The sequence below is a fragment of the Streptomyces sp. NPDC091387 genome (assembly GCF_044756945.1).
In the GTDB taxonomy this organism is placed as follows: Bacteria; Actinomycetota; Actinomycetes; order Streptomycetales; family Streptomycetaceae; genus Streptomyces.
Genome location: NZ_JBIVTZ010000010.1, coordinates 354,273 through 365,136 on the forward strand (window position 1 = coordinate 354,273; position 10,864 = coordinate 365,136).

7 protein-coding genes are annotated in these 10,864 nt (G+C 70.5%); 6 read left to right on the forward strand and 1 reads right to left on the reverse strand.

The features are described from left to right. Positions 1-129 precede the first annotated feature (129 nt). From ACIQM0_RS22765 to ACIQM0_RS22790, 6 genes are all read left to right on the forward strand, one after another. The gene (locus ACIQM0_RS22765; protein ID WP_401289437.1) at positions 130-1,170 is read left to right on the forward strand and encodes a BMP family protein; all 1,041 of its coding nucleotides are present in this window, start codon (positions 130-132) and stop codon (positions 1,168-1,170) included. Between the two features lie 257 nt (positions 1,171-1,427). Beyond that, a complete protein-coding gene (locus ACIQM0_RS22770) occupies positions 1,428-3,014 on the forward strand; it encodes an ABC transporter ATP-binding protein (RefSeq protein ID WP_401289440.1) in 1,587 nt (528 codons plus the stop codon). Then, positions 3,011-4,126 (forward strand): ABC transporter permease, encoded by a 1,116-nt coding sequence (locus ACIQM0_RS22775; RefSeq protein WP_385041542.1) that lies wholly within the window; start codon positions 3,011-3,013, stop codon positions 4,124-4,126. The genes ACIQM0_RS22770 and ACIQM0_RS22775 overlap by 4 nt, the downstream gene beginning before the upstream one ends. Further along, complete coding sequence (locus ACIQM0_RS22780; RefSeq protein ID WP_401289443.1) at positions 4,123-5,412, forward strand: ABC transporter permease; 1,290 nt, start codon at positions 4,123-4,125, stop codon at positions 5,410-5,412. Before ACIQM0_RS22775 ends, ACIQM0_RS22780 begins: the two co-directional genes overlap by 4 nt. Next, positions 5,409-5,831 (forward strand): cytidine deaminase, encoded by a 423-nt coding sequence (locus ACIQM0_RS22785; RefSeq protein ID WP_363022293.1) that lies wholly within the window; start codon positions 5,409-5,411, stop codon positions 5,829-5,831. Before ACIQM0_RS22780 ends, ACIQM0_RS22785 begins: the two co-directional genes overlap by 4 nt. Before the next feature lie 130 nt (positions 5,832-5,961). Next, positions 5,962-7,239: a thymidine phosphorylase gene (locus tag ACIQM0_RS22790; RefSeq protein ID WP_401289446.1), complete on the forward strand. Its 1,278-nt coding sequence runs from the start codon at positions 5,962-5,964 to the stop codon at positions 7,237-7,239. A gap of 100 nt (positions 7,240-7,339) precedes the next feature. Here ACIQM0_RS22790 and ACIQM0_RS22795 read toward each other — a convergent pair whose 3' ends face one another. Then, complete coding sequence (locus ACIQM0_RS22795) at positions 7,340-10,606, reverse strand: S8 family serine peptidase (RefSeq protein WP_401289475.1); 3,267 nt, start codon at positions 10,604-10,606, stop codon at positions 7,340-7,342. Positions 10,607-10,864: the final 258 nt, after the last annotated feature.

Genomic DNA, 10,864 nt, shown 5'->3' on the forward strand with positions numbered 1-10,864 from the left:
TCACCCCCGGTTCGCGACGATCCGATAACGGCTTCCGTACAGGGCTTTATCTGACATCTACGCGCGTTACGATCGCCGCGAAACCAGCGCCGGCAGAGGCGCTTCGGTCAGGTTTGAAGGAGCCTTCCCTTGCGCCCGGTATCCAAGATCACCGCCGCGTGTGCCATTACTGCGGCGCTCGCTCTCACCGCCACCGCGTGCGGCAGTTCGTCCGACGAGTCCACCGGCTCCGACAAGGGCGGGATGAAGATCGGCATGGCCTACGACGTGGGCGGCCGGGGCGACAACTCGTTCAACGACTCCGCGGCCCGCGGCCTGGACAAGGCCAAGGCCGAGTTCGACGCCCAGACGAAGGAGCTCACCGCCAAGAACGGTGAGACCCCGGCCGACCGCGAGCAGCGCCTGCAGTCGCTCGCGGAGGGCGGCTACAACCCGGTCATCGCCGTGGGCTTCGCCTACAAGGACGCGGTCGACAAGATCGCGCCCAAGTACCCGAAGGTCAGCTTCGGTCTGGTCGACTCGGTCTCCGACGTGAAGAACGTCGACTCGATCGTCTTCACCGAGGAGCAGGGCTCCTACCTCGCCGGTGTCGCGGCGGCGCTGAAGTCCAAGGACGGCCAGGTCGGCTTCATCGGCGGTGTGGACCTTCCGCTGATCAAGAAGTTCGCCGCCGGCTTCCAGCAGGGCGTCACCGACACGAACCCCAAGGCCAAGGTGCAGATCCAGTACCTGTCCACCGGTTCGGACCTGTCCGGCTTCGGCAGCCCCGACAAGGGCAAGGAAGCCGCCAAGGGCATGCTCGACAAGGGCGTCGACGTCATCTTCGCCGCCGCGGGCGGCTCGGGTGCCGGTTCGATCGAGGCCGTCGCGGGCAAGAAGGGCGCCTGGTCCATCGGAGTCGACTCCGACCAGGCCCTGGACCCGGCGCTGGCGAAGTACAAGGAAACGATCCTGACCTCGGTCGTCAAGAACGTCGACACCGGTGTGTTCGACCTGGTCAAGTCCGTCAAGGACGGCAAGCCGCTGACCGGCACGAACACCTACTCCCTGGCCAAGGGCGGTGTCAGCCTGACCAACACGGGTGACCACCTCAAGGACATCCAGGCCAAGCTGGACGCCGCGAAGAAGAAGATCGTCGACGGCACCATCAAGGTCAAGTCCACGACCTGATCCGGCCCGTCGATCGGGGCCCGGACGAGCGGCTTCGGCTGCTCGTCCGGGCCCCGATTCACGTACCCCCGCGACGGGGGTCACGGCCCCGGTATGCCACCTGTGAACGGGTGGCCAACGATTCGGGGGCGCTACGCGCGTAGCGCCCGCTCGGGCGCGGTACCTTTTTCCGCCCCCGCAATCGGCACCCCACCGCCTCCGCCCTCCGCTCCTGTCAAGGAGAGTGCGCCATCAACGCGTCCAGCAGTCCCCATGCCGTGGAGCTCCGCGGCATCACCAAGCGGTTCCCCGGGGTCGTGGCCAACCACGACATCGACATCACCGTGCGCCGCGGCACCGTCCACGCCCTCATCGGCGAGAACGGTGCCGGCAAGTCCACGCTCATGAAGATCCTGTACGGCATGCAGAAGCCGGACGAGGGCACCATCGCGGTGGACGGCGAACAGGTCACCTTCTCCAACCCGGGCGACGCCATCGACCGCGGCATCGGCATGGTGCACCAGCACTTCATGCTCGCCGACTACCTCACCGTCCTGGAGAACGTCGTACTCGGCTCCGAGAAGCTGTACGGCATCGGAGACCGGGCCCGCGCGAGGATCAGGGAGATCTCCGACTCCTACGGTCTCGGCGTCCGCCCCGACGCGATGGTCGAGGACCTCGGTGTCGCCGACCGCCAGCGCGTGGAGATCCTCAAGGTCCTCTACCGCGGCGCCCGCACCCTGATCCTCGACGAGCCCACCGCCGTCCTCGTACCGCAGGAGGTCGAGGCGCTCTTCGACAACCTGCGCGAGCTCAAGGCCGAGGGCCTGACCGTCATCTTCATCTCGCACAAGCTGGGCGAGGTGCTCTCGGTGGCCGACGAGATCACCGTCATCCGGCGCGGGACGACCGTGGGCACCGCCGACCCGGCGCACACCACGGCCAAGCAGCTCGCCGAGCTGATGGTCGGCAGTGAGCTGCCGTCGCCGGAGACCCGCGAGTCGACCGTCACCGACACGCCGATGCTGGCCGTCGACGGGCTGCGGCTGACCGCCACCGACCCGGACGGGGTGGTGCGTGCCGTGCTCGACGGCATCACCTTCACCATCCACAAGGGCGAGGTGCTCGGCATCGCCGGCGTCGAGGGCAACGGCCAGTCCGAACTGGTCGACGCCATCATGGGCATGCGCACCCTCGACGCGGGCACCCTCTCCCTGGACGGGGCGGACATCTCCCGCACGCCGACGCGCAAGCGCCGCGAGGACGGGATGGCCGTCATCCCCGAGGACCGCCACCGGCACGGACTGCTGCTGGAGGCCCCGCTCTGGGAGAACCGCATCCTCGGCCACGTCACCGAGCGCCCCAACAGCAAGGGCGCCTTCCTCGACCTCAAGGCCGCCCGCGCCGACACCGAGCGGATCGTGCGCGAGTACGACGTGCGCACCCCCGGCATCGAGGTCACCGCGGCCTCGCTCTCCGGCGGCAACCAGCAGAAGCTGATCGTCGGCCGCGAGATGAGCCACTCGCCCAAGCTCCTGATCGCCGCGCACCCGACCCGGGGCGTGGACGTCGGCGCCCAGGCCCAGATCTGGGACCAGATCCGCGAGGCACGCCGCGAGGGGCTCGCCGTGCTGCTGATCTCCGCCGACCTGGACGAGCTGATCGGGCTCTCCGACACCCTGCGCGTCATGTACCGCGGCGGACTCGTCGCGGACGCCGACCCCGCCACCGTCACCCCGGAGGAACTCGGCTCGGCGATGACGGGCGCGGCCGAGGGCCACCTCGAAGTGCCCGAGGGCGACGGCGGGTCCGCCGCCCCCACCACGGACGACACCGACCCCCGGGACGGGGGAGAGGACCGATGAAGAAGATCGACAAGGAGCGGCTGCTCCTGGGGATCGCGGCCCCCGTACTCGCGATCGTGGTCGCCTTCCTGGTGACGGCACTCGTGCTCGCCGCCACCGGCAAGGAGCCGTTCAGCGCCTTCGGCATCATGTTCGACTACGGGGTGAAGTCGGACAGCCAGGTCTACATCCTGAACAAGGCGACGACGTACTACCTCGCGGGTCTCGCGGTGGCCGTCGGCTTCCGGATGAACCTCTTCAACATCGGCGTCGACGGCCAGTACCGCCTCGCCGCGTTCTTCGCCGCGGCGGTCGGCGGCGCGCTGACCCTGCCCGGCGCCCTCCAGATCCCGCTGATCATCCTCACCGCGATGATCGTCGGCGCGATGTGGGCCGGGATCGCCGGTGTCCTCAAGGTCACCCGGGGCGTCAGCGAGGTCGTCTCGACGATCATGCTGAACGCCATCGCGACCGCGATCATCGGCTACCTGCTCCAGCAGAACCGCCTCGGGCACCTCGACGAGGCCGGCACCAAGATCTCCACCAAGCCGCTCCCGGAGTCCTCGCACTTCTTCACGTTCCCGACCACCCCGACGCCCGTCTGGGGCTTCGTCGTCGTCGCGGTCGTCGCGGGCGTCGCCTACTGGTTCACGCTCTCGCGCACCCGGTTCGGCTTCGACCTGCGCACCGTCGGCCAGTCCGGCTCCGCCGCCGAGGCCAGCGGTGTGAACGTCAAGCGGATGGTCGTCACCTCGATGCTCATCTCCGGCGCCGTGGCAGGCCTGATCGGCATGCCCACGCTGCTCAACGACAGCTACGAGTACAGCGGCGACTTCCCGGTCGGCATCGGCTTCACCGGTATCGCCATCGCGCTCCTCGGCCGCAACCACCCCGTCGGCATCGCGCTCGGCGCGCTGCTCTGGGGCTTCCTGGAACGCGGCACCGGAAAGCTGGAGTTCGAGGGGTACGACAAGGAGATCGTCGGCGTGATCCAGGGCGTCATCGTCCTGTGCGTCGTCATCGCCTACGAAGTCGTCCGCCGCTACGGACTCAAGCGCCAGCAGAGCAAGGTCGGCGCGGAACTCGCCGCACAGGCCGCCCGTAACTCCGACCAGCAGGAGGTGTCGGCGTGACCGTCACGGCGACTTCCACCCCGCCCCCCGCGGCCCCCAAGGTCTCCGGCGGCAAGGGCGGCCGCACCCGCTTCTCCTTCCCCGTCATCCTCCTGATGATCGCGGGCGTGCTGCTCGCGCTGTCCGCCGTGCGCGCCATCACCGGCGCGCAGGACGTCACCTCGGCCGGACAGATCAGCGCGGCCCTCGCGATGGCCGTGCCGATCGGCCTCGCCGGTCTCGGCGGCCTCTGGGCCGAGCGGGCCGGCGTGGTCAACATCGGCCTCGAAGGCATGATGATCCTGGGCACCTTCTTCGGCGCCTGGGCCGGCTGGCAGACCAACCCCTGGCTCGGCGTGCTCGCCGGTGTCGTCGGCGGAATGCTCGGCGGACTGCTGCACGCGATGGCGACCGTCACCTTCGGCGTCGACCACATCATCTCCGGCATCGCCATCAACATCCTGGCGCTCGGCTTCACCACCTACCTCGCCAAGCTCTGGTTCAACTCGGGCGACGCGGCGCTCAAGGGCGGCTCACCCAAGCAGTCCCCACCGGCCGACGACATCACCTCGGTGACGATCCCGGGCCTCTCCGACTGGCTGCACACCGTCGAGAAGCACCACTGGTTCTTCGTCTCCGACCTGGCCGGCGTCCTCGGCGGCCTGGTCACCAACGTGTCGCTGCTGACGATCGTCGCCGTGCTCCTCTTCGTCCTGACGTTCTTCGTCCTGTGGAAGACCGCCTTCGGCCTGCGGCTGCGCTCCTGCGGCGAGAACCCGGTGGCCGCGGAGTCGCTCGGCGTCAACGTCTACCGGTACAAGTACATCGCGGTGATCATCTCCGGCGGCATGGCCGGACTGGGCGGCGCCTTCCTCTCCCTGGTCACCTCGCACATCTACAACGAGGGACAGACCGGCGGCCGCGGATACATCGGTCTCGCCGCGATGATCTTCGGTAACTGGCGGCCCGGCGGACTCGCCATGGGCGCGGGCCTGTTCGGCTTCGCCGACGCGCTCCAGCTGCGCAACGGCGGCGAGTCCGTCCACGCGCTGCTCCTGCTGCTCGTGGTCGTCCTGGCCGGCATCGCGGCCTGGAAGCTCTACCGCAAGAGCTTCGTGCAGGGCGTCGTCAGCGCGGTCATCGCCGCGGCGGTCCTGGTCTGGTACCTCGGTACGGACACCGTGCCCACCGAGTTCGTGAGCGCGACCCCGTACGTCGTCACGCTGCTCGTCCTCTCGCTCTCCGCGCAGCGGCTGCGGATGCCGAAGGCGGACGGCATGCGCTACCGCAAGGGGCAGGGCAAGTGACGCCCACCGCCGGGGCCGGCGCCACCGCCGTGGCAGGGGCCGACTGGGACGCCCTGCGGACCGCGGCCCGGGAAGCCATGTCCCGGGCGTACGCGCCCTACTCGGGCTACCCGGTCGGCGTCGCCGCCCTGGTCGACGACGGCCGCACGATCGTCGGCTGCAACGTCGAGAACGCCTCGTACGGCATCGGGCTGTGCGCCGAGTGCGGACTGGTCTCCCAGCTGCACGCCACCGGCGGCGGCCGGCTGACCCACTTCACCTGCGTGGACGGGGCGGGCGAGATCCTGGTGCCGTGCGGCAGGTGCAGACAGCTGCTGTACGAGTTCGGCGGGCCGGAACTCGTCCTGGAGACCCCGGACGGCTTCCGCACCCTCGACGAGATGCTCCCGCAGGCGTTCGGGCCGTCCCACCTCGGATAGCGCCGCACGCCGCACCACCGCCGCCGCCGGGCGGGCCGGGAAACCTGCCCGCCCGGCGGTGCTCTTATCCTCTATGCGCGTAGAGTCAACGGGACTCATGCGTACGTACCGGCCGGAAGGACTCCAGGACATGGACGCCATCTCCGTCATCCGCACCAAGCGGGACCGAGGCGAGCTGACCCCCGAGCAGATCGACTGGGTCATCGACGCGTACACCCGCGGTGAGGTCGCCGACGAGCAGATGTCCGCGCTGGCCATGGCGATCCTGCTGAACGGCATGAACCGCACGGAGATCGCCCGCTGGACCGCCGCCATGATCGCCTCCGGCGAGCGGATGAACTTCTCCGCGCTCTCCCGCCCCACCACCGACAAGCACTCCACCGGCGGCGTCGGCGACAAGATCACCCTGCCGCTCGCCCCGCTGGTCGCCGCGTGCGGCGCCGCCGTGCCGCAGCTCAGCGGACGCGGCCTCGGCCACACCGGCGGCACCCTCGACAAGCTGGAGTCCGTCCCCGGCTGGCGCGCCCACCTCACCAACGCCGAGATGCTGCACGTCCTCGACACCACCGGCGCGGTCATCTGCGCGGCGGGCGACGGCCTCGCCCCCGCCGACAAGAAGCTGTACGCGCTCCGCGACGTCACCGGCACCGTCGAGGCGATCCCGCTGATCGCCAGCTCGATCATGTCCAAGAAGATCGCCGAGGGCACCGGCGCACTCGTCCTGGACGTCAAGGTCGGCTCCGGCGCCTTCATGAAGACGATCGAGGACGCCCGCGAACTGGCCTCCACCATGGTCGCCCTGGGCACCGACAGCGGAGTGCGGACGGTCGCGCTGCTCACCGACATGTCCACCCCGCTCGGTCTGACCGCGGGCAACGCCCTGGAGGTCCGCGAGTCGGTCGAGGTGCTGGCCGGCGGGGGCCCGAAGGACGTCGTCGACCTCACCCTGGCCCTCGCCCGCGAGATGCTGGACGCGGCCGGGCTCAAGGACGCCGACCCGGAGAAGGCCCTCGCGGACGGCTCCGCGATGGACGTCTGGCGCCGGATGATCTCCGCCCAGGGCGGCGACCCGGACGCCACCCTCCCGGTCGCCCGCGAGCAGCACGTCGTGACGGCCCCGTCGTCCGGCGTACTGACCCGCCTGGACGCGTACGACATCGGCGTCGCCGCCTGGCGCCTCGGCGCGGGCCGCGCCCGCAAGGAGGACCCGGTGCAGGCGGGCGCCGGCGTCGAACTGCACGCCAAGCCGGGCGAGACGGTGACGGCCGGCCAGCCGCTGCTGACGCTGCACACGGACACCCCGGAGAAGTTCGACTACGCGCTGAAGGCGCTGCCCGACGCGTACGACATCGCCCCGTCGGGCACGGAGTTCACCGCCACCCCGGTGGTGCGCGAGCGCATCGCGTAACCGCGCCCGCCGACGCGAACGGCCCGCCGGGACGGTGTCTCACCGTCCCGGCGGGCCGCTTTCACGCGGTCGGCGCCGGCTGTGTTCCGCCGGTCACCGGCTACTTGCCGAAGTAGGCGTCATAGATGGACACCGACGACTTGTTGCCCTTCTTGTCCGTGACATCGGCCTTGAAGGAGAGTGACTTCTTCTTGGCCGGGTTCTTCACGGAGATCCTGCCCTTCTTGACCGCCGTCTTCTTCCAGGTCTTCCCGGCGTCGTAACTGACGTACACCGTGAGCGACTTGAGGTTCTTCCCGGCGGCCGCGCCCTGCACCGTCACCGGCACCGAGACGGACTTCCCGGCCTTGGCCGTGCTGTCCAGCGCCACGTCGGGCGTGAAGCGGACCATGGACACCGGCAGCGCGGCGAGACCCTTGGTCCGGCCGGACCGGAAGGTCCAGCTCGCGTCGATCCGGGTGGAGACGGAAGCGACATCGGCGCCGCGCCGCACCGACGTGGTCAGCCGGTAGTCGGCTGCCGCGGCCGGCACGGTGAAGGAGTTCTCGCCGGCCAGCGGGTCGTCGTTCCGGACGAGCACCTTGCCGTTGCGGTACAGCACGGTCTTCACCGAGCTGTAGGTGGAGCCGCCGACGTTCCGGTGGCCGTCGGCGACCAGCGGCAGCGACCCCGTGAGGCCGTTGCCCTTACGGAAGACCCCGAAGTCGGCGTTGACGTACGGGCCGAACACCGCGGTGTTCACGGTCTTCGTGTACGCCTTGCCCGCCTTGACGGTCTGCGGGGCGCCGAGGGAGTACGAGGCGTCGGTCTGCGGGAAGCCGTCCTCGTCGGGTGCGCCGCTCTGATCGAAGTCGAAGCCCCACTCCACCTTGTCGGCGGTGGACACATAGGCGGTGGTGGTCGACGGGAGCTTCTGGGTCGTCATCGCCGCCCAGCCGCTGAGCGCGCCGGACACATAGCCCGACGCGAAGATGTCGCCGGTCTTGCCCTTGACGGAGGAACCCGAGCGGATCGTGAACCTGGCCAGCTGGCCGCTGCTGAACGCGCGGTGGTAGCCGGTCGCCGCCCGGCTCACCGGGCCGCCGACCGCGATGTCGTACCGGGTCGCTCCGCTCTTGGTGGCCCAACTGCCGTACCAGTGCTGCGAGAGCTGGACGGCGGTCGCCTTCGGACCGATGTGCGCGGTGCGCAGCGGCTTGTACGAGTCGAGCAGCCAGCCGTAGCCGTAGGCGTTGTCCGCGGTCTCGACCTGGAGGTCGGCCGAGGCGAGCAGGGGCTTCGCGCCGGCGGCCGGAACGGTGATGTCCACCGGCTTGGCCAGCCGCGCGTCGAAGGTCACCGTGGTGTTCTTGGTGACGTTCAGGTACGGCTGGGTGAGCCAGTCGACGCCCTTGCCGAAGTCCTCCGGGTCCACGTACACGGCCGAGTTCAGCACGTACCCGCCCTTGGGGACGCGGAGCTTCGCCTTGCCGTCGACGACCTCGGGCGACTCCCACAGACCGGCCTCGGCGTCGCCGATGCCGTAGACGTCGCCCGTGGTGAACGCGGCCGGCTTGCCGTCGCGCCCGATGGTCCTGAGCGTGAGGTCGTACGACTCGCGCTCGCGCTCGACGGCGGCGGCGGTGCGGACGGTCTGCCCGCCGCCGGTCGCGACGAGGGACGCGGAGTAGTCACCGACGGCCGTGCCGCCGAGCTTGGTGTTCACGGTCAGCGGTACCTGGGCGGTGCCGCCCGCCGGGACGGTCACCTTGGTGGCGCCGAGGGTGAAGAAGCCGGCCGGGGCCGGCTTGCCCGTCGGGCCGGTGCCCTGGACGGTGAGCGCGAGCGTGACATCGGCCGTACCGAGGTTGCGGTACGACACCTGCTTGGTGACCGGCACGTCATCGGTGTGCGGCCACTGCTGGAGGCCGAAGCTCACCGAGACCGGGTCGGCGACGACGGACTGGGTGATCGCCCGGTCGACGGCGATCCGGCCCGAGCCCTGCTCGAAGGGGCTGTACTTCCCCGGCTTCGTGGAGGCCGTGAGCGCACCCTTGAGCTCGGTGTACTTCCACGTGGGGTGCTGCTGCTTGAGGAGCGCCGCGGCGCCCGCGACGTGCGGGGTCGCCATCGACGTACCGGAGATCGTCAGATACCCCGGCGGGTTCTGGCCGACCTCCTTGTCGATCTCGGAGCCGGGTGAGGCCGCCGCCGTGATGTCCACGCCGGGAGCGGTGACATCGGGCTTGATCGCGCTGTCGCCGACCCGGGGTCCTCGGCTGGAGAAGTCCGCCAGCCGGTCGTGGTCGTCGACCGCGCCGACGGTCAGCGCGGCGTCCGCGCTGCCGGGGGAGCCGACCGTGCCCGCCTGGTCGCCCTCGTTGCCCGCCGCGATGGCGAAGAGCACGCCGCTGGAAGCGGAGAGCTTGTTGACCGCCTCCTCCAGCGGGTCGATGCCCGGGGTGTCGGTGCCGCCGAGGCTCAGGTTGATGACGTCGGCGCCCTGCGCGACCGCCCAGTCCATGCCGGCCAGGATGCCGGAGTCGTCACCGAAGCCGTCGTCGTCGAGCACCTTGGCCTCGAGGAGCTTGGCGTCGGGGGCCACACCCTTGAACTTCCCGCCCGACTTCGCACCCGTGCCGGCCGCGATCGAGGAGACATGGGTGCCGTGGCCGAAGTGGTCCAACGCGTCGGGCGTCCCCGCGAAGTTCTTCGACGTGAGGATCTGGCCCTTGAGATCCGGGTGGGTGGCGTCCGCACCGGTGTCCAGGACGGCGATCTTGACGCCCTTGCCCGTGTAGCCCGCCTTCCAGGCGGTCGGGGCGCCGATCTGCGGGACGCTCTTGTCGAGGCTCGCCCGGCGCACACCGTCCAGCCACACCCGGTCGATCCCGGCGGCCGTGGTCCGCTGGGCGCTGTTCGAGGGCCTGGCGGTGAGCGCCTGCCAGACAGCCGCGGCGTCCTGTCGCGGGGTGGCCACGGACTGGGCGTTCAGCGATTTCAGCACGGGCCCGACCCGGGTCGCGCCCGCGTCCTGGATCTCGGCCTTCGCGGCCGTGGCCCCGGTGCCCCGGTAGGCGACGATCAGTTTCAGGCCCGACTTCTGCGCCCTGCGGTTCTCCGCCCGGTTCAGCTCCGTGACGTCGAACAGCCGGGGGTCCAGCTTTCCGGAAGCGATCAGCCGGTGTGCGTCGGCCGGGACGAGCAGGGTGTGCCCGTCGCGTATCTGACGCTGCACGGGTATGTGCTCGCGTCCCGCCGCGGGGCGGAAGCTCACGACCTGGCCCTCGGCGTCCACCGTGACGCGGTCGCCGGTGATGAGCGTCAGCTGGTGCCGGGCGCCGGACGGGCTGTCCGCCGGCCGCGACGGGCTGCTGTCGCGGGCCATGGCCGGGGTGGTCAACCCGGCCGCGAGCGCCACGGCGGCTGCCGTGGCGACGGTCGAAACACACGCTCTTCTGACGTGTCTGCGCAACTCTCCCCCTGGAGAATCAGGCAGCCCCCGAGGGGGCCACTGGGCAGTCGGGGGCCGGGGGGGGCCCCCCCCCCCGCCGGGGACCCGGAGAGGGGGGGGGGCGGTCGCGGGGGGGGTAAACGCCGGCCACCACCAAGGGGGGGGGGGGGCGCCTGAAATGGGGGCCCGCGC